At 69.7% G+C, this 18,844-nt stretch carries 12 protein-coding genes and 1 pseudogene; 4 read left to right on the top strand and 9 right to left on the bottom strand.

Annotated features, from left to right (window positions below):
- Window positions 1–662 precede the first annotated feature (662 nt).
- On the top strand, window positions 663–2,717 hold the full coding sequence (locus tag ACFZAX_RS26025; protein ID WP_390964632.1) for an FG-GAP-like repeat-containing protein: 2,055 nt from the start codon (window positions 663–665) through the stop codon (window positions 2,715–2,717).
- 174 nt (window positions 2,718–2,891) lie between these two features.
- Here ACFZAX_RS26025 and ACFZAX_RS26030 read toward each other — a convergent pair whose 3' ends face one another.
- From ACFZAX_RS26030 to ACFZAX_RS26040, 3 genes and pseudogenes are all read right to left on the bottom strand, one after another.
- Entirely contained in the window at window positions 2,892–3,485 is a 594-nt protein-coding gene (locus ACFZAX_RS26030; RefSeq protein ID WP_390964634.1) for a substrate-binding domain-containing protein, read from the bottom strand.
- A 14-nt stretch (window positions 3,486–3,499) separates the two neighbouring features.
- Window positions 3,500–4,415: pseudogene (locus tag ACFZAX_RS26035) on the bottom strand (transposase); the annotation flags it as partial.
- A 659-nt stretch (window positions 4,416–5,074) separates the two neighbouring features.
- On the bottom strand, window positions 5,075–6,817 hold the full coding sequence (locus tag ACFZAX_RS26040) for a PE-PGRS family protein (RefSeq protein ID WP_390964638.1): 1,743 nt from the start codon (window positions 6,815–6,817) through the stop codon (window positions 5,075–5,077).
- Between the two features lie 676 nt (window positions 6,818–7,493).
- On the opposite strand from ACFZAX_RS26040, the gene ACFZAX_RS26045 reads away from it, so the two are divergent.
- Window positions 7,494–8,147, top strand: coding sequence for a hypothetical protein (locus tag ACFZAX_RS26045; protein ID WP_390964640.1), 654 nt, complete (start codon window positions 7,494–7,496; stop codon window positions 8,145–8,147).
- Window positions 8,148–8,619: 472 nt separating this feature from the next.
- Here the strand turns inward: ACFZAX_RS26045 and ACFZAX_RS26050 are convergent, their stop codons facing one another.
- Window positions 8,620–8,763 carry a hypothetical protein gene (locus ACFZAX_RS26050; RefSeq protein ID WP_390964641.1) on the bottom strand — a complete coding sequence of 48 codons (144 nt, stop codon included), beginning with the start codon at window positions 8,761–8,763 and terminating at the stop codon, window positions 8,620–8,622.
- A 500-nt stretch (window positions 8,764–9,263) separates the two neighbouring features.
- Here ACFZAX_RS26050 and ACFZAX_RS26055 point away from each other — a divergent pair, with 500 nt between their 5' ends.
- Complete coding sequence (locus ACFZAX_RS26055) at window positions 9,264–11,969, top strand: AAA family ATPase (protein ID WP_390964642.1); 2,706 nt, start codon at window positions 9,264–9,266, stop codon at window positions 11,967–11,969.
- A gap of 1,134 nt (window positions 11,970–13,103) precedes the next feature.
- Window positions 13,104–13,847 (top strand): hypothetical protein, encoded by a 744-nt coding sequence (locus ACFZAX_RS26060; protein WP_390964644.1) that lies wholly within the window; start codon window positions 13,104–13,106, stop codon window positions 13,845–13,847.
- 472 nt (window positions 13,848–14,319) lie between these two features.
- Here ACFZAX_RS26060 and ACFZAX_RS26065 read toward each other — a convergent pair whose 3' ends face one another.
- The 5 genes from ACFZAX_RS26065 to ACFZAX_RS26085 all read right to left on the bottom strand — a co-directional run bounded on the left by ACFZAX_RS26065 (window position 14,320) and on the right by ACFZAX_RS26085 (window position 18,841).
- Window positions 14,320–14,475 carry a hypothetical protein gene (locus ACFZAX_RS26065; RefSeq protein WP_390964645.1) on the bottom strand — a complete coding sequence of 52 codons (156 nt, stop codon included), beginning with the start codon at window positions 14,473–14,475 and terminating at the stop codon, window positions 14,320–14,322.
- A gap of 194 nt (window positions 14,476–14,669) precedes the next feature.
- Window positions 14,670–14,951 carry a DUF4158 domain-containing protein gene (locus ACFZAX_RS26070; RefSeq protein ID WP_390964646.1) on the bottom strand — a complete coding sequence of 94 codons (282 nt, stop codon included), beginning with the start codon at window positions 14,949–14,951 and terminating at the stop codon, window positions 14,670–14,672.
- Between the two features lie 127 nt (window positions 14,952–15,078).
- Window positions 15,079–15,738 (bottom strand): TetR family transcriptional regulator, encoded by a 660-nt coding sequence (locus tag ACFZAX_RS26075; RefSeq protein WP_390964647.1) that lies wholly within the window; start codon window positions 15,736–15,738, stop codon window positions 15,079–15,081.
- A 240-nt stretch (window positions 15,739–15,978) separates the two neighbouring features.
- Entirely contained in the window at window positions 15,979–16,911 is a 933-nt protein-coding gene (locus ACFZAX_RS26080; RefSeq protein ID WP_390964649.1) for a proline iminopeptidase-family hydrolase, read from the bottom strand.
- An 82-nt stretch (window positions 16,912–16,993) separates the two neighbouring features.
- Window positions 16,994–18,841 (bottom strand): KR domain-containing protein, encoded by a 1,848-nt coding sequence (locus tag ACFZAX_RS26085; RefSeq protein WP_390964660.1) that lies wholly within the window; start codon window positions 18,839–18,841, stop codon window positions 16,994–16,996.
- Window positions 18,842–18,844 lie beyond the last annotated feature (3 nt).

Raw genomic sequence — 18,844 nt, forward strand, 5'->3', positions numbered from 1 at the left:
CGACGCCTACAGCTTCGAAAGCGCCAGTGAACTGAAGATATCGCCTGTAGGAGGCACGCCGCTCCATCGTCCATCCGGCATGTGGCTCTGGCATGTTGAACTCCCTTCCGCGCCCGGGGCGGGAGAGGAGTGCTTCCTCTCCCGCCCCGGATTTCGTTTATCCGCTAACGGCGGTAGATGCTATTTGCCCTGCACTCCACGAGAGTGCGTAGCAACCGGCTGCAGCTCCCAGGGATGCTCCCAGAGTGGGGGCAGCGAAGTAACCCACTGCCGCTTCACACGCCAGTCCTACGAAGCCACCTGCGACCACGCCTGCGACATCGCCCCAGAGTGCGCGGGTATCGCCTTGGCCCAGGTGGACGGCGGCTGTGGCGACGTCACCGATCCGGGTCGCGGTCGTCGATGTCGCGTGCAGTCGCTCTTCGGCCATGGCTTGATTCGAAGGGCTCGATAACGGCTGGCACTTGATGCCGGGGCGGTGGTCAAATCGGCACCGGAGTCGCCCCGCCGCACATGTCGCCCCCTCGTCCATACGCGCACTCCCTGGGGTCGGGTGCCGCGCCTGAGGCGACTGAGCGGGAGCGCGTCCGCAGAGCGCGGGCGCGTTCGTTTCGTCGAGTGGCAGAAGCATCAGGCAGCAACACAGGGGGATGAACAGCCGGATGAAGAGACCCACGGGCATGGTCTGTGCCGTTGTCGTGTGCGCCCTGCTCGGTCTGCAGGCGGGTGGTGGCAATGCGAGTGCCCAAGTGCGCGGCGAGCCAGTGGCGGTCGCTCCGGCCGGGGGCGCCGCGGACGGAGTCACCGAACTTCCCCAGGTCAGCGACGTGGCTCACGAGAACGCCGACGCGGCAGACGGCGGGGCACGCGTGGCCACTGTACGGGCAGCTGCCGGGAAGGGCCCCCGTCACGACTACAACCGTGACGGCCGCAGCGACATGGTGTCCTGGTACGACTACTCGGACGGCAGCGACGCCATGCACACCTTCGCAGCCGGCCCCGACGGCAGCCTCTCCGCGCCCCTCAAGGCGTGGGAGTCGACCGAGGGCAACTACTGGGCCGAGCACATGAAGTACGTCACCGGTGACTTCAACGGTGACGGGACGGGTGACGTCGCCGCCTTCTACGGCTACGACGACGGCAAGGTCTCCCTGTTCACCTGGCTCGGCAAGGGAGACGGGAGATTCGGCACCCGCCTCACCTCCTGGACGGCGGACCCCGGCAACTGGACCTTCGACGCCATCACCGCCGAGGCCGGGGACTTCGACGGTGACGGTCGCGACGACATCGCCGTCTGGTACGACTACCGCAACGGCGACGACAAGCTGTTCACGTTCCTCGCCCGGACCGACGGCGGTTTCGCCAGTCCCTTCTCGTCCTTCACGCGCACCGCAGCCGACGGGTGGCAGGTCAGCCGCATGAAGTTCGCCACCGGCGACTACGACGGCGACGGCCGCGACGACCTGGGTGTGCTGTACGGCTATGCCTCCGGCACCGTGACGCTGATGTCCTTCACGGGCGAGCCCGGTGGCGGATTCGCCGAGCCGGTCCGCGGCTGGGAGTCCACCACCGGCTGGACGTTCAGCCGGGCGACCGTGCATTCCGGTGACTTCGACGGTGATGGTCGTGACTCCATCGCCGCCTGGTACGACTACGCCGACGGGCACGACGCTCTGATCGGCTTCGACCTCGACGCCGAAGGTAAGTTCGGCAATCGCCGCGAACTCCTGAACAGGCCGACGGGCTGGTACGAACGGTCCCGTATGAAGATCGTCACCGGCGACTACAACGGTGACGGCCGCGACGACCTCGCCACGGTCTACGGCTACACCGACCTCCGGTCGGGCACGGTGAAGACCATCACCTTCACCGCCCGGGCGGACGGAACCCTCGCCGGTGACCTGCACGGCTGGGAAACCGAGACGGGCTGGACCTTCGACCGGATGCGTCCGATCGAGCGCCACTCGGAAGGGCTGCCGGTCTGCCCGACGATCTTCGGGCACGGCGGCTATCCGACGGGTCCCAATGCGTGGGAGCGGGACCAGGTTCGCCAGCCGAACCACCCCGCAGGGCTTGCCCAGCAGAAGAGCTGGGGAGCGGCCGGTGTGGAGGCCGACCTTCAGCTCACCAAGGACGGCACCAAGGGTGTGATGTGGCACAACACGTCGACCCGAGGTCTGACGGGGCCGGACGCCGACGTGAACGCGATCTGGTGGGCCACCGGAACCGACCAGCTCAAGGGCCGGACCATCGACCAAGGCCCGTACAAGGGCGAGACCGTGTACACCTTCCGGGAATGGCTCGACAGCGCCAAGAGCCAGAACATGGCCGCCCTCGTGGAACTCAAGGGAGAAGCCGGGCAGTCACTCCTCAACAATGACGCCACCATCCGCGAGACCGCGTGGAACGAGGTCATCGCCCCCATCAAGGAACGGATCGCCTCCCAGCCGATCATGATCTACACGGGGAGCGACAACGTCGACCTGACGGCCGAACTCGAGAAGCGTATCGAGGCGGCGGGCCTTGGTGTCACGCTCAGGAACCACCCGCGCTGGGTCGACGGGATCGACTGGGAGGAGCCCGCCCCTGCTGCCTCCGGCAACTACGCGACCTGGCTGAACAGACTGAACCGGTACGGCCTGCCGACCACCTCGGTGCCGATGGCCACCACCTGGCCGAAGGAACTGAAATCCTGGCTCAGCGGCAGGTGCGTGTGACGCCCGGACCGAGCACGACGGTGCGCCCGCCCCGCGTGTTCAGTCCGTCGGCCCGCGAGGGCTGACAGCCCTCAAGGGGCGGGCAGTTCACGATGAGGGTGTCGCCACGGCGTCCGAGGCCCCCTCGGGCACCGCGGAGGTCGGCACCCTCCCCCGCCGCACGAGCCCTCCCCGTCAGCGCGGCGTCGCGGCCGTCGCTCCCTGCACCGGGGCCCGGCCCGGCGCCTGCCGCACCGGCCCGGTGGACTCCCGGACCACCAGGCGGGGTCTGATCAGCAGCGAGCGGCCCGCGCCCGGTTCGGCCTCGATCCGGGCGCGGAGCTGCTGGAATGTCTCGGCGGCCATCTCCGGCAGCGGCTGGCGCACCGTGGTCAGGGGCGGCTCGAAGAAGTCGGCGAGAAGGATGTCGTCGAAGCCGACCACCGAGACATCGGGGCCGGCCGTGAGTCCGGCGTCCTTGATGCCCCGGCAGATTCCGATGGTGCACATGTCGTTGATGGCGACGAAGGCGGTGGGTGGCCGAGGACCGGAGAGGAGTTCGCGGGCGGCGTTGCGGCCGCGCTCGGCGGCGTCCTTGTCGCCGAACTCGGTCATGGCGGCGCCCGGCCAGACGACGGCGTCGGCCGGGTCGAGGCCCGCTTCCTCCAGTGCGGCGCGGAATCCGCGCAGTCCCTCGCGGCGGTCGACACTGCCGACCGATCCGGAGACGAACGCGAGCCTGCGGTGGCCGAGTTCGAGCAGATGGCGGGTGGCGATCTCCGCGCCCAAGGCGTTGGCGACGCTGACGTCGACTGGATCTTCTTCCAGTGCTGGTGGGGGAAGCCCGCGAACGCGGTCAGGTCCTCTTTCGCGTCCAGAAGCATCTCTTGGACCTTGGGGAACTGTGCGCCGAGCATGTCCGCGAGGGTGTCGAAGTGGGTGCGGACGGTTTCGGCGGTGGGCTGGGCAAAGAGGGTGCGGGTCGTGGCGGCGACCATCTCGGCTGCTCCCTTGAGGATCACGGAGAAGATATTGCGGACGAAATGGACCCGGCAGCGCTGCCAGGCGGCGCCGAGCATGACCGTGCGGATGGCTTTGACCAGGCCGCTGCGGCTGTCGGAGATGACCAGGCGGACCCCGCTCATGCCCCGCTCCCACAACGAGCGCAGGAACGTGGACCAGAACGCTTCAGTCTTGCTGTAGCCGAGGCCTTGACGTAGGTCGCGTCGAGATACACGTAGGGGAACCGGGTGTGGTCCAGCGGGCGGGTGCGGAACGCGTCGAGCTGTTCGTCGAGATCGCCGCAGATCCGCGAGACCTCGCTCGTCGACATTCCGGTGTCCGAGCCGAGCGCTTCGATCAGGTCTTCGACGTTGCGGGTGGAAACGCCGTGGACGTATGCCTCCACGACGACGGCGTAGAGGGCCTGGTCGATGCGGTGCCGGCGTTCGAGCAGGCTGGGGAAGAAGCTGCCGGCCCGTAGTTTCGGGATCACGAGTTCCAGGTCGCCGGCCTGCGTGGTCACCGTGTCCCGGTGCCCGGTGCGGCAGCCGGTCCGCGTGGTTGTCCGCTCGTTCCACTCCGCGCCGATGTGCGCGGGGCCTCGGCCTCGATCAATTCCTGCAGCACCCGCTGGGCGATTTCACGCACGAGTTCAAGACCATCCGCCGAACGCAGTGACTCCAGCAGGCGAAGTAGGTCATGCTGTGACAAGGCCACCGTGTACCCACTTGGATCGAACTTCCGGCTCACTCACCCGGGACAGTTACACGGTCGCTGCCTTCGTGTTCAGGGAGCGCGCACAGGCAGCCGACGCACATCACGGCCCAAAACAGGCGCACATCCCCGCCAAGATCCGCCACACCACTCCACGGGACACCATCCCTTCCCGTACCCACAGGCAGACCACGCTGCTGGTCTCGTTGCTCACGCTCGTCTTGGCCACGCTCGTCTTGCGCCACGCTCGTCTTGCGCCACGCTCGTCTTGGCCACGCTCGCACCCTAACCAGCAACATGATCGCCCGGACAAGTCCTAGTCGGCGCGATCGGAGGGCGGCACGAGGCCACCGCAGCCCGCGTGGTGCAGGCCGTACGGGCAGCCGCGCGCGGCGACGGGAACAGGGCCACCTCTGACCGTCGTCGCAGTTCCGCCGGGCTCTTTCGCGGCAGCGCCGGTCGCCCTTCCCCGCCCCTCCGGGTCCCGGGACGGTGATCCGGCCGGAGCACACGGAAGGCCGGGCCCGTGACGACGGAACGTCGACCGCTCGGCGCCCGACCTCGTGCGGCGGCGCGGCTCGACGAGCCGGTCGGGCCGGTGCCCGCCCGCGAAAGGGGCGAAGTCCGCCGTTTCCGGGCCGGGTCGGTCCTGGGTCGCACCGTCAGGATTTCGGCTGGGCCCGTGGGCCGACCAGCTCTTCGTAGAGTGCTCGCCGCTCCTTGGAACCGTCCTCGGTCGCAGCCAGCATGGCGTCCCACTCCGTCTTGATCCCGTCGAGGAACACACGCCAGTCCCCGCCGCCCATCTCCCCCAACTGGACCAGCCGTTCGTTCTTGCCCAGCCCACCCGAGCCGACCTTGTCGCCCTTGTGGCCGTGCAGCACCGACTCCGGGTTGGCGGTGGCCTCGGTGGAACGGAAGTCGTGCTGATAGCCCACCGGGCTGGCGGCATGCGGCGCGAGAGTCTCGATGCCGATCTGGAGCGAACCGTCCTTCTTCATGGTCGGCCGGTGATGGACCAGAAGCATGTGGCCGTGGGAACCGTTCGGCAGGACCACGTCACCGTTCCAGTCCTTGGAGCCGAGCCCGCCGCCGGAGATGTTCTGGCCCCACAGGTCCGGACGGTCGGCACCGACGGACAGGACGTTGGTGAGCGACGCCGCGATTCCGCCCTTCTCCTTGAACGCGCCGGGCTTGTCGCCCTTGTTGGCGCCGATGGCGGTGCGGTGGGTGGCGAAAGAGCGTTCACTGACGCCCTGCGCAGGGGTGTTCGCACGGTCGTCCTGGGTCACGCCGAGGAAGTGAGGCAGTGAGTAGGCCGGTTCGTCGGCCGACCTCAGGGCGGGAATACGGATGTTGACGCGCCCGCCGTGGGCGAGCGCGCGGACGACGTCCTTCTCGTAGTCGGCCACGTGAGCGCCGGCCTCGGGGTCGTACAGCTTCAGCCCGTGCCGCAGAACGAGGAGCACCCTCGTGAGAATCTCGCGGGCCTGCGCGTCTCGAGACGTGACATCGGACGCATCGGATGCACTCGCGCTTGCGCCCTTGCCCTCGGTCGGGCCCGACCCGGAGATGCCGTCCGGATGCCGGCGACCGGCTGCCATCCCGGCCGGGTGCAGGGTGTCGACGGCCGTCTCCCGGATCTGCTGGTCGCGTTCCCGCTCCAGGAGCTTCCTCTCCTCCGGCGAGGTACCGGGGGCCCGGGTGAGCATGAACCGGCCGAGGGTGTAGTCGGGCGAGATCGGCGGGGCCTGGCGCGCCTCACGCACGGCAGGATGGTCGGCACGCACGGCCAGGGTGGCGGTGAGTACGCGCTTGCCCGCGGGGAGCCTGAGCCAGTCCTTGAAGCCACCCTCGGTGTAGCTCTCGGCCTGCTGGTAGGTGCCGATGCCCACCTCTTCGAGCCACTGCGGATTGACCTCGGAAAGCTTCCTGATGTCGGCCAGGTCCTGGCTGTTGAACGGCTCGCCCCGCATCACCCGCCGGTCGAGAGTCTTCCTGAGCCGGGCCGGACCCTCGACCATCCAGCGCTCGGGCCACCAAGTCCCCGGCGCGAAGGGGTTCTTCTTCGTCTTTTCCTGGACCGTGTGCTGTTCGATCGACTCGCTCAGACGGGCTATGACGTCCGCTCCCCCTGGGGATTGCCCGGCCTGCCGGGGAGCGGGGTCTTCGGGCTCCGCACCCTGGCCCGCTCGCTGGACCGGCGCCGGTCCGGAGTGCGGGTGTGCACGGCCGCCGCCCGCGTGGTCGGGTGTGCGTGCGGGCTCGACGGCCAGGTGGGAGCGCGGACTGCCGTCCACAGCGGTCCGTTGCACCTGGGCCCGGCCGACGGCCTCGCTCTGCGGGCCCGCTCCGGGGTGCGACGAGGTCGTACCGGCCGCTGCCACGCGCTGCAGGTGGCGCACCCATGCACTGTTCAGGGTTGTCGGCGGCCGTGACTGGCGCGTCGTGCCCGGTACCCGCTCATCGGTCTTTCGGTGCTCCCGATCAACGGAGCGCACAGGCGGTCCTCCTCGCCGACTCGTGCTGATTGCCTACCAGTTGTAGGCGAAGCGCCCGTCCCTCAGCAAGGGTCCAAGGGGGCAGAGTCGACTGCCCCAACGGCCCCGCCCCCGACAGTGGTCCGCTCACCCAGCAGGCGGACGACGGCACTGTTCCCCACCACGCCTTGGAGATGGGCGAGGCGGGCGACCACGGAGACCTCCGGAGCGGACTGGGCGATCGCTGAACGGACTCCGGGCGCTCCCGCACGCTCCACTTCGGCCTCGGCCGACGAACCGTCCATCGCTCCCCCTTCGGTGAACTCCACCCCAATCCCGTATGTCCACAGTGCCACCGGTGAGTGCGGGCTGTCTCCTCGGGGCGGGACGAGTGACAGGTCGGCGGCGTACGCGGTTGCCGCTCGGAGCCGTACGTCCGCGGCGCTCGGCGCGGCCGGGGCATCCGGGCGGATCGGCAGGCGGCCGGCCGGTGTCGCGGGCGGTGATGGGGCCGTGGCGCGGCAGACCGCCGACGCGCATGGCGCACCCGGGGTCCGACGTGGCTACGCTGAGGGATCTCGCCTCTGAACGAAGGACACACATGGCCCGTCCGTACCACCCCGGACCCAAGCAGTTCGTCTTCGGTGCCGGTGACGGTAACGACCAGCAGGTCTTGCTGAGCGACCCTCAGGAAGCGTACGTGGCGTTCTCCGAGTTCTTCCGCGGGCGGGATGCGGACACGTACACCGTCGAAGACGTACGGGCGGGCCAGAGACTGGTGCTCATGCCCGGTCAGGGCGTGATAAGCCGGATCGACGCGGGAGGCCAAGGCCGGTCCGAACATCTCAAGGTGGACAGGGCCAATCGCTACATGCCGAGCGCGATGCTGTTCTTCGAGAACGGATACCCCGGCCTCGACCACTTCGGCCAGTGGTTCTCGGACCGTGCCGACGTCGACGCGTCACCGGAGACCCGCGGCACCACTCGCGCCGCCGCGATCACGACCGAGGCCGCGGCGATCGCGGAAGTAGCCCGCATCTGGGCGGATTCGGGCATCGTGGACCCGAGCGACCAGTACTACGTCTTCTTCGACTCGCACGATGTCGGCGATGACCGAGCCGAACGAGCCGAGCTGCTCGGGTTGATCGAATTCCTCGGTCTCGAACGAGTCGACGCCCCGGCCGAGGCCGCCGACGGCGAGGTGTGGGTGCGCACCGACTCACGCCTCGACGTCGAATGTGAACGGTGGTCGTGAACTCATGGTTTGCCCCGGAGGAACATGCTCCGGTCGTACTTGCGGGTCGCAGCGAAGCGTCTGATTGGCTGCCCTGAGGTCTGCCACGGCGGACACAGCGGCTCCTTCGGAGCCGCCACCGAGTACCTCCGCAGCGGCGGCCGGGACCTCCCGGACGTGACGGGGGGCCGTGCCGCCCGCCACTCGGCCTGGGGCCCGTCGGCCCGGGCCGACGGGCCCCAGGCCGAGTGGCGTGTTACCCGTGGCCGTCGAGGCGCTGGTAGCGGCGGCCACTGCAGCTGCAGGACGGACCCGGCCCGGAGCGCCTCCAGCCGGACGGCCACCTCCCGCCCGGTCTCCCGGTCGGCATCCTCCGCACCGATCCCGACTTCCAGCCGCGCCAGTTCGGCCATCCCCGGCACGGCCCCGGCGTCGGGCGCCGGGAACCGGTCCGGACGCGCCGCGACCGCCTTCAGGTCGGGGTGGTCGAAGATCAGCGTCGTCGGGAGCCCGAGTCCACGCTCGGCGCTGAGCCGGTCGCGGCCTCGACGGCGGCGCGCGCGTCGGGTCCCAGCTCCAGGGAACCCTTGCACACCTCCACCGGGTTCATGCCGTCGTGGCCGAGGACGGAAGCCATGCGGCGCCAACCACCGAACGAGGGCACTTCCGCGAAAGGTTACGGCTCACCGACCGCCCAACCGGCCGGCCGTTCCTTCCCCTACACCCGGCCGCACTCCTCAACGAGATCGGTGTACCGCCGAGGAGCGTGACGGCGGGAGGTGCGCCGCGCCGGTCGACGATCAGGCAGTGATCGGAGCCGGGGGGGTGCGGTTGCCGGGCACGGGAAGGACGTGGCGGCAGCGGGGCGTCCGCCGCCCACGGGCCGTCAGGAACAAGGCCAGTAGTACGCCGACCAGGGCCGCGCAGCGTCGGCCGGTCGCCTCGGATCGCTCCCCGCTCCCCGCTCCCCGCTCCCCGAGCGTGCAGCTTGTGGCCACTAGAGGATGCACTGAGCGTGCGCCACACTCGTGGGCGTGCACCGTACGCACGCGCGTTCCATATACGCCACACGTGCAGCATCAGGGCGATTCTCCTCATGACAGCACATCTCAACGCAGCATATTAACGGGGGATTTTGTGGACTATATCGAAAGAGAACGGGAAGTCTGGACACTGCGCACCGCACTCGGTGAGTGCCGGGGCGGCGCAGCCCGCGTCGTCGTCATCGAGGGAGCCGCGGGATGCGGCAAGAGCGAGCTCATCGACTCCCTCACCGAATGGGCCGACGAGGACGATCTGGTTCTGAGGGCGTTCGGTTCACCGACCGAGCGAGATCTCCCCCTGGGTCTGATGCGACAGCTGACCGGCGACGCGCCGGCCGGCGCCCTCCCCGAGGTCTCCGCGGCACCGGACGGCGCACCGCAGGTGAGCGCGATGCGCGAGTTTCAGGCGGCGTTGGAGCGACTGAGTGCCACGAGGCCGGTCGTGATCTCCGTCGACGACGTGCACCACGCGGACATCGCCTCCTTGCGCTATCTGCTGCACATCGTCCGGCACAGCCGCTCCACCCGGGTGCTGCTGGCGCTCACGATGCCCCTGCACCAGGACACCCAGGACGCCTCCTTCGGGACGGAGCTGCTGCGCAGCCGCAACGTGCGGCGCATCCGGCTACGGCGGCTCACCCCCGAGGGCTGCCGACGCGTCGCGGCCTCCGCCCCCGGACCCACGCCACGCGAAGCGCTTTCGGGCGAGCTGCTCGCGATCAGCGGGGGCAACCCCCTGCTGCTGCGCGCTCTCTTGGAGGAGCACCGCTCCGCGCCCGCCACCACCGATGAATTCCGCCCCGAGCAGGGCGGGCTGTTCGGACAGGCAGTGCTGACCTGCCTGCGCCACAGCGGCCCCCGCATGCTGGACCTGGGCGCGGCGCTGGCCGTGCTGGGCGACGCCTACACGCCGGAGCGGGCGGGCAGGCTCCTGGGCGTCACGGCCTTCAGCGCAGCACAGTCGGTCGCCTCCTTGTCCGCCTCGGGCATCCTCCGAGGACACCGCTTCCCGCACCCGCACACCCAGACGGCCGTCCTGGACCAGGTTCCGGCCAAGGTGCTCGCCGACCTGCACCTGCGTACCGCCGAACTCCTCCACCTTGAAGGCGAATCCGTCACCGGTGTCGCGGGGCATCTGCTGGACGCCGCCCGGCTGGGCGGATCGCTCACCGCCTTTCCCTGGGTCGTGGACGTCCTACGGGAGGCCACCGAGGATCTGCTGACGCAGAGCGATCTCGGCCGGGCCACCCAAGCACTCGAACTCGCCCACGAACTGAGCGGTGACGAGCAGCAGCGGGTCGACATCAAGACCCGGCTCGCGGCCGTCACCTGGCGGGTCAACCCGGGGCTGGCGGAGAAGCACCTGTCCGCCCCGCTCGCGGTGCTCCGAGCCGGCCGCCTGGCCGCGGAGCGTCTGGCGCCGCTGGCCGGACTTCTCACCTGCCAGGGCCGGGTCGCCGAGGCGGGCGAGGTGGTGTCCAGGATCCTCCGGGAGACCGTGGCGAGCAGCACGGGGAGCAGGGACCGGACCGGATTCGGAACGCGCCCGGACGAGACTGCGGACACGCCCGGGGCCCGGGCAGGGCACCTACGAGGGCCCGGCGGAGGGGCACCCGACCAGGAAGTTTGCAGCAGCTTGGAGACCTCGGCCGCCGAACGCTTCTTGCACACGGTCGTCCTCACCGACGACACGCTCGAACCGGTGATGCGCGCGCTGAGGTCTCTCACCTACTTCGGTCACCCCGAACGGGCCGCCGCCTGCTGCCGCGAGCTGATCGCCGAAGCCGAGCGGCAGAAGGCCCCCGCCTGGCAGGCGCTGTTCTCCTCGGCTCTCGCCGCGGTGCTCCTGCGCCTGAGCGATCTGTCCGCCGCCGAGGACTACGCACGCAGAGCCCTCGACTGCCTGCCGGAGCAGAGCAGCAGCGCGTTCGTCGGAAGCCCGGCAGCCACCCTGATCCGGGCACGCACCCTCATGGGCGACCATGCGGCGGCCGCCCGCCAGCTTCACCAGCCCGTCGCGGACACGCTGTTCAAGAGCACTCACGGACTCTCCTACCTGCGCGCACGCGGCCATTACCTGATGGCGACGCAGCAACTGCACGCCGCGCTGGGCGACTTCCTCGAAGCAGGTCGGCTCGCCGCGAGCTGGGGCCTGGACCGGCCGGCGGTACTCCCCTGGCGGACGGACGCGGCCGACGTACTGTTCCGGCTCGGTGAGACGCAGCGGGCCCGGAGTCTCGTGGACCAGCAGTTCGCCGATCCGGACGCGCGCCGGCCGTGGGTACGCGGAATCAGCCTGCGTTCGCGCGCTGTGACAGCGGACCCGCGCCAGCGGCTCACCCTGCTCAACCAGTCCGTCGACGAGCTCGGCCGGTCCGGAGACCGGGTGGAGCTGGCGCGTACACTCGCCGAGCTGAGCCGCGCCCTGCGGGCGGTCTCCGACTCCGCCCGGGCGGACGCGGTGATCCGCAAGGCGTGGAACCTGGCGCGGGAGTGCGGTGCCGAGGCCCTGTGCGAGGAGTTCAGCCCGGAACTCGGCCCTGAGGACCGGATGCGCGGACGCGGCGCCCCGGAGGAGTTCGGCTCCGATCTCGACACGAAGCTGAGCGACTCCGAGCGCCGGGTAGCCACGCTCGCGGCGAGCGGGTACACCAACCGGGAAATCTCCCTGAAGCTGCACATCACCGTCAGCACCGTCGAGCAACACCTGACGCGCGTCTACCGCAAGCTCAACATCACGCGCCGACAGGACCTCCCGGTGGACCTGCACCTCGCGGTCTCCGCGACCGAAGCGGTCTGAGGAGCCTGGCCGGTCCTGCCGGGCCGCGACTGCCCGGCCGACCGGGCAGGTCCGGTCCCACACGTCCGCTCCGTCCGCTCCGAGGGACGGGCTGACTTCCGCGCCCCCCGAGCGCGCATCCGCGGAAGTGGCGCTCCCGGGTGCCCCGCACGCCGCCGCGTCAGATCTTTCCGAGTCCCGCGTCGGAAGTTCCGGAATGATCGACTCCGCGCTACCCCCGGAGGTGGTTGCCGCGCGTGCGTTCGGTGACCTGGCGACCATGGACGGCCCCGTGCTCTTCCCGGCGGAGGCGGCGCCAACGCCCCGACGGCACGGGGACCGGGTGCTGTTCAGCGTCAAGGGGTCGGTGCTCAGGGCCTGGCGTCCGCGGCCCCGTCGCGGGCTCGACCTCACAGGGGCGGACTTCCGGTTCGGCCCTCGGGGCCAGCACGCCCTCCGGGCGGCTTTTGGAGCGCGGGACGCGGCTGCACTGGACCGGGAACGCGGCCGCACTGCAACGCGGGACGCGGCTCCGCCCCCACCGCGATCGTCCTGCCGGGCCGAAGCGGCCCGGCCGGCAGTCGTCCGCCCGCCCAGAGCAGTCGTCGTAATCGTCCTACCCCTTCCCGGAGGTGGCATACCCAAACGGCGTCACGACGCGAACTCAAGTAAAGGAAAAGTAAATGACACGCATTGATTCAGCAAATGATACTCGGTGACCAATCCGCTCGGCTACGCTGCATGACCGAGCGAGAAGAATCGGATTTCCTGACGACAAATCCTGGCCGAGGCGGCCTTCCGGCCCGACATCACCGGACGCCACCCTCCCCGAGCACTTTTGCGTTCTTTTTCGTCAACATTCCGAAGCCTTCCGATTCCCTCTCCCCGCACGGCCGTACTCTCGGATCACCCCGGAGTGAATTTACGCTCCATTTTTGGATATCTTAGAGTCGACGCCTGACACGATCTGTCGGGCGCAAGGGGGAGCAGCGAATGCCGACAGCCGGAAGATCCCACTCGGTCGGGAAGCGCGCACCACTGGACCATGGCGCACCACGGTTCGGCGGGGAGGAGTCACCATTCCGCCGCGACGCGAGCCTGCCCGGCTCGACGGCCCCTGCCTCGACGGCGGGCGGCCCCACGAGCGTCACGGCCTTGCACACGCTGGTCAGCGAACTGAGCGCCCGCTGTCGGCGTGAGTTCCTCCTGGTCCTGCCCAGCGGCGCCCGCCCTTGCCAGCTGTTCCCGGCCGCCCGGACCATCACCCTGGGCTTGTTGGACCGCGGGGTGCGGGCACGGCTCATCTACCAGCACGCCATACGGGGCGACCTGGTCACCCGGGCACTGGTGCGGGAGCTGACCCAGCACGGGGCCGAGGTCAGGACCAGCGCCGAGCTGATCGATCCGCTCGTCGCCTTCGACCGCGAGACCCTCGTCCTGCCCCACTCCCCGGCCTTCTCCGAGGAGTGCGGCACGACGGAGACGGTCGCGGTGCGGGACCCGGCAATGGTGGCGTTCGCCTGTGGCGCTTTCGAAAACCTGTGGAACACCGCATGCCCGCTCATTCCCGACACGAAGGACACCACGCACACGATCGATGCACTCAAGAAGTCGATTGTTCACCTTATGGCAATGGGCCACAAGGACGAAATGGTGGCCCGCCGACTTGGCATATCGGTCCGCACCTGTCGTAGGCATATCGCTCAAATCATGGATGAACAGGGCGCCATCAGCCGTTTCCAGGCCGGTGTCGTCCTGACCCGGGCGGGTCTGGTCGACGAACCCGTCGAGGCGCCCCGGACGGCCATGGCGGGGAGCGATTCCGCCTCGTCGGAAAAATCCCGGGCCGCGGACGGTCCGATGCCCTCCGCGGAGACTCCCGGAACCTCACCCACGTAGCGAACCGGACGGTTGCGTACGCGTCGAGAACCGCCGGCGTCCCCGGGTGTGAGTAGTTGAGTCACAGAAAAACCCGGTGGAAACGATCTTGCTGGGGTCCGCCTGTCCCGTACGGGCCCCGCGCTGTCGGCGGAGGGTGCCGACGCGCGGTTCGCGCAGGTCGGGGATGTGGTGGTGGAGGATGCCCGGGGAGACGCCGAGGAGCTTGGCGATCGAGGTGGTGGAGCGGCCGGGGTCAGGCAGCAGGGCGCGGGCCGCCTTGATGACTTCCCCGGTGGCGACGATGGGGCGCCCGCCGACCCCGCGGGCGCGGTGGGCGTCCAGGGCCCCGCGGGTGCCCTGGACGACGGGTTCACGGATGAACTCGGCGAGGACGGCGAAGGAAGACGAGTCGGCCGGCGCCGGGGGTGGTGGTGTCCAGGGTCCAGCGCGTCGTCGACCGCCTGCGCCTCCAGCCGACGCAGCGCCGCCGTCAGCAGCGCGGTCCGCCGCGACTCCGGCGCCGCTCGATCGTCCGCGCCTTGCTCAGCTGCCCACACAGGGCCGGCGCGGACAGCCGGTTCACCGGCACCCGCGACAGGTGCACCCGGCCCAGCGCGAACGCGGAGGAGTCCTCCACCCGCTCCATCGCCGTTCCCGTCGATTTCACCGGCGGCGTGCGCGACCCCTCTCCCGCTCCGAGACCCGCCTGCCCCCGGCACCACCAGCAGCTCCGCCGAAGCCGGCGCGAGCACGGGATCGGCCCGGTTTACGTCGCCCGGGCCACCACGTCGTACAGCCGGCGCTCGGCCGCCGGACGGGCCCCCGCCACCTGCCGGGCCGTCACCGAGCCCCGGGCAGGAGCAGCCGGTTCTTCCGCAGCCGTGTCACCGCGTGGTGGAACAGCGCCACCGGGCCTTCGGCATGCGTCCACGCCCGCCCGTACAGGAAACCGCGGAACTCCCGGCCCCACTTCCGGTCCGTGAAGCCCCGGTACGTGAAACGCCTCGGGGCCTCGTCTGCCTGCTCGTACACCGTCGAGCGCCGCTCGGCGTACCGCTTCACGCACGAGGCATCCAAGACACCGAGCTGCGAGGCCAGGTACTCGACGGCCTCCCAGGGCACCTCGCGAGCGGGTGCGCACCAAGGAACCGGCCGGCATGGCGGACGGTTCAGGGAGTAACGGGCGGACCGTTCCAGGGCTTCGACGCGGGCCGTCCGCTCGTCGTCGTCGAGGCCGGGGACGCGCGGTTCACGAAACCGCGGAACCTGCAGCCGGGACCTCGCTACGAGCGGTTCCGCTCTCCCCTTCAACCGGGTCCGCGGAACGCTCCCGGCCCGCCAGAACGGCTTTCAGCCCTTCCGTCAGATCCTGCGCCGACGGAGCCGAGGCGCGGTCCATCATCCACTGGACCATGACCCCGGCGAGGAGTGCCTGACAGAACAGCCCGGCCACCCGCGCCTTCTCGGGTTCCTTTTCCGGATCGATGCCCAGCATCGTCTCCGCGAGGCCGTTCCGGCCCGCGCGCTGCGGGCCGACCAGCGCCTTCTGCAGTTCGGGATCGGTGTCGATCCTGGAGATGACCTCCATCTGGAGCTGCCATACCGACCGGGTCCGCTCATAGCTGCCGATCACCCGTTCCCAGGTCTGGAGGAACTGGTCGAGCGGGTCCCGGGAGCCGTCCTCGCCGCCGACCGCACCCTCGGGTTCATGCGTCAGCAGGTCGCCCCAATCCTCCGTCACCTTGATGAAGGCGAGGTTGAGAAGGGCCTCCTTGGAGCCGTAGTGGTAGCCGATGGAGGCGAGGTTGGTCCCGGAGGCGGCCACGATGTCACGTGCCGTCGTCCGGGCGTATCCCTTCTCCAACAGGCAGCGCTTGGCACCTTCGAGCAGATCCTCACGATGTCCCATGGCAGCAGCGTACCCGGCACAGACGCACGTGTAAGACGCACGTTTGGACGCCGGATACGGAGACAGCGCAAGGATTCAGCCGGTCGGATTCACCGGATGGGCCGAGATCGCACCGGTCCCGGCGATCACCGACGCCAGGACGTTGTCGTCGGCGAGGACGGCCGGCGCTTCGCCGGGGGTCGTACCCCGGCCGCGCCGACAACGCCGGGACAATCCTGGTGGTCATCCGCGTCGACGAACTTACGCTCCGCGGGGGTCCGGCTGCCGTACGGGCGGGTCCACCTCGTCGAGGAATGTCCGCATGACCTGACGGAAGTGTTCCGGTTCCTCCAGGTGCGGAAGGTGGCTGGACTCCTCGAACACCTCCCAGCGTGCTCCCCGAATGAGGTCCTGGAACGGCTGGACGGTCGCGGGGGTCGCTTCGTCGTGACGGCCGGATATCAGGAGCGTGGGCACGGCGACATCGGGGCAGAGGTCGATGACCGACCAGTCGCGCAGCGTGCCGTTCACGTGGAACTCGCTGGGGCCGTTCATCGCGTAGTAGACGGTGGGGTCGTTGTACACCTCGTAGAACGAGGCCAGATAGTCGCGGGGCCAGGGCGTGAGACGGCATACGTGTCGCTCGTAGAACGTCCGCATGGCCGTGTGGTACTCGTCCGTCTCGGTGGTTCCGGCGGCCTCGTGCCGCAGCAGCGTCTCGTTGACACCGGGCGGCAACTGGTCCCGGAGGACCTTGGCCTCCTGGAGCCAGAGCGGATAGGAGGCGGGCGAGTTGGCGATGACGAGCCCACGCAGACCGGCGGGACGTGCGGCCGCGTGATGCGTGATGAGCATGCCGCCCCAGGACTGCCCGAACAGTACGTAGTTGTCGGCGATCCCGAGACCTGTGAGCAGGTTGTCGAGTTCGGCGGCGAACAGGTCCACCGTCCAGAAGTCCGCTCCTCGGTCGGGCAGATGAGTCGAGCCGCCGTTCCCGATCTGGTCGTAGTGCACGACGGACCAGCCGTCGTCGGCCAGGTCGGAGAGGTTCTGCAGATAGTCGTGGGTGGATCCCGGTCCTCCGTGCACGACCACGAGCGTGGGCCGGTCGGAGCGGAGGTCGCCCGTCACCCGGTACCAGGTCTCGTGTTCGCCGAACGGCAGGGTTCCCTTGGCGCTGGGTGCCACGGTCACGTCACTTCGCCTCGCTTCGCTTCGATCGCTTCGATTCGGTGCGGGCCGTCTTGGGTACGGCCGCACTCGGTCACTCGGTCAGTCACTCGGAGGCAGGCGCCGACTTCTGCGACGCCAGCCATGCGTCGATGACGTGTGCGGTCTGATCGGCGCAGTCCTCGACGATGGTGAAGTGGTTGGCACGGACGGTCCGCAGGGTGTGGGCCGCCTCCCAGGGCTCGGCCCGGCCGCTGAGCAGATCGGGAGACATGTCGTCCCCGTCCGGGACGAAGGACTGGGTGCACTGGACGAAAAGCACCGGGGCCTCGACCGGATGGAGCGGCAGTTGCGGGACCAGTTCCACCCAACGGCCCATCGCGGAGAGCCTGCTGCTGTCGAACCGACCGAAGACCGCCTCCTTGTCGAACATGCCGAGTGCGAGGCCGTCGAGGGGCACGCCCTCGCTGCCGCCGTCGTGGACCTTGAACGTGTCCAACAGGATGACGCCCGCCGGGCGCACCCCGCATTCCCGTTCCAGGTGGCCGGCGGTGGCGTAGGCGAGGGTGCCTCCGGAGGAGTAGCCGAGCAGCAGGAACGGCTTCCCGTCCGCCGTGTCCAGCACGCTCCGGGCGAGGGCCTGGACCGCCGCGTCGGAGGACGTGGGCAGGCTCTCGCCCGCGAGGAATCCGGGGACGGGCAGCGCGGATATCCTGTGCCGGCCTCCGAAGTGGGACACCAGACGCGCGTGCTGGTGGACACCGCCGGTGGCCATGGGGGTACTGAGGCAGATGAGATGCGGTCCCTCGGGAGCGTCCGCGAGACGGACTGCTGCGGGGAGCCGGTCGATCTCGTCCACCGAGCCGAAGCCCGGCCGGACGTCGGCGGCCGCCTGGAGGAGCGCGAATCCCTTGTCCGCCCGGCCGGATACGACGGCGGCGTGGAACATGTCGCGGAGCGTCTCCGGCTGCCTGTCGGCCGAGGGAGCCTCGGCCTCACCGGTTCCGGTCGCGCTCTGCGCCCCGCCGGGCCCCTCGGACGAATCCGCTGATGCCCCTGGTCCGGCGCTGTCGCCGGTCGCGAGCGGGCCGGCCGCCAGGAGCTCCGTACGCAGCAGCCGGGCGAGCTCCGCCGGGCTCTTGCTGTCGAAGACCACCATGGGAGGCAGCCTCAGTCCGGTGTCCTTCATCAGGGCGTTACGGAGTTCCATCGCACTCAGCGAGTCGAACCCGGCCTCCAGGAAGTCCCGTCGTACGTCGAGGGCGTCCGCGCTGCCGTGTCCGAGGAGCGCCGCCGCCCGCTCCAGGACGAGTTCCCTCAGGAGCGCTTCCTGCGCGGCCTCATCGGCCTGCGTGAACCGCAGCCGGAGAGACGTCGCGTCGGCCTTGGAGGCGGCGGGTCGCCGCCTGGTGGTGGGAGGGGCGAGGTCGCGGAGGAGGGCGGGGATGGTGTCGGTACGAGTCCGCAGCGCGGCGACGTCGATCGGCAACGGGACCAGAGCAGCCCGCCCGGACGCCACACCCGCGTCGAACAACGCCAGGCCCTGCTCCGGCTCCAACGCCGGAAGACCCTGCCGCCTCATCCGCTCCAGATCCGCCTCACCCAACCACTGCCCCATCCCCGCACCCGCCCACAGCCCGTACGCCAGCGAGGTGGCCACCAACCCCTCCGACCGACGCTGCACCGCCAACGCGTCCAGGAACACATTCGCCGCCGCATAATTCGCCTGCCCCGCCGCGAGAACCGACCCACCCGCCGACGAGAACAACACGAAGAACGCCAACTCACGCTCACGCGTCAACTCATGCAAATACCACGCACCATCCGCCTTCGCCCCCAACACCCCATCCAACCGGACCCCGTCCATCGAACCCACCAAACCGTTGTCACCCGCACCCGCCGCATGCACCACACCCACCAGACCAGCACCCACCCCCTCCACCAGACCAGCCACCGC

The sequence above is a fragment of the Streptomyces sp. NPDC008125 genome, assembly GCF_042957125.1.
GTDB lineage: Bacteria > Actinomycetota > Actinomycetes > Streptomycetales > Streptomycetaceae > Streptomyces.

Bases quoted from the DNA above. Each gene is read 5' to 3' on its own strand.
- ACFZAX_RS26025 (WP_390964632.1), top strand. From the start codon at position 663: ATGAAGAGACCCACGGGCATGGTCTGTGCCGTTGTCGTGTGCGCCCTG.
- ACFZAX_RS26050 (WP_390964641.1), bottom strand. From the start codon at position 8,763: ATGGCTTCCGTCCTCGGCCACGACGGCATGAACCCGGTGGAGGTGTGC.
- ACFZAX_RS26045 (WP_390964640.1), top strand. From the start codon at position 7,494: ATGGCCCGTCCGTACCACCCCGGACCCAAGCAGTTCGTCTTCGGTGCC.
- ACFZAX_RS26065 (WP_390964645.1), bottom strand. From the start codon at position 14,475: ATGGAGCGGGTGGAGGACTCCTCCGCGTTCGCGCTGGGCCGGGTGCAC.
- ACFZAX_RS26075 (WP_390964647.1), bottom strand. From the start codon at position 15,738: ATGGGACATCGTGAGGATCTGCTCGAAGGTGCCAAGCGCTGCCTGTTG.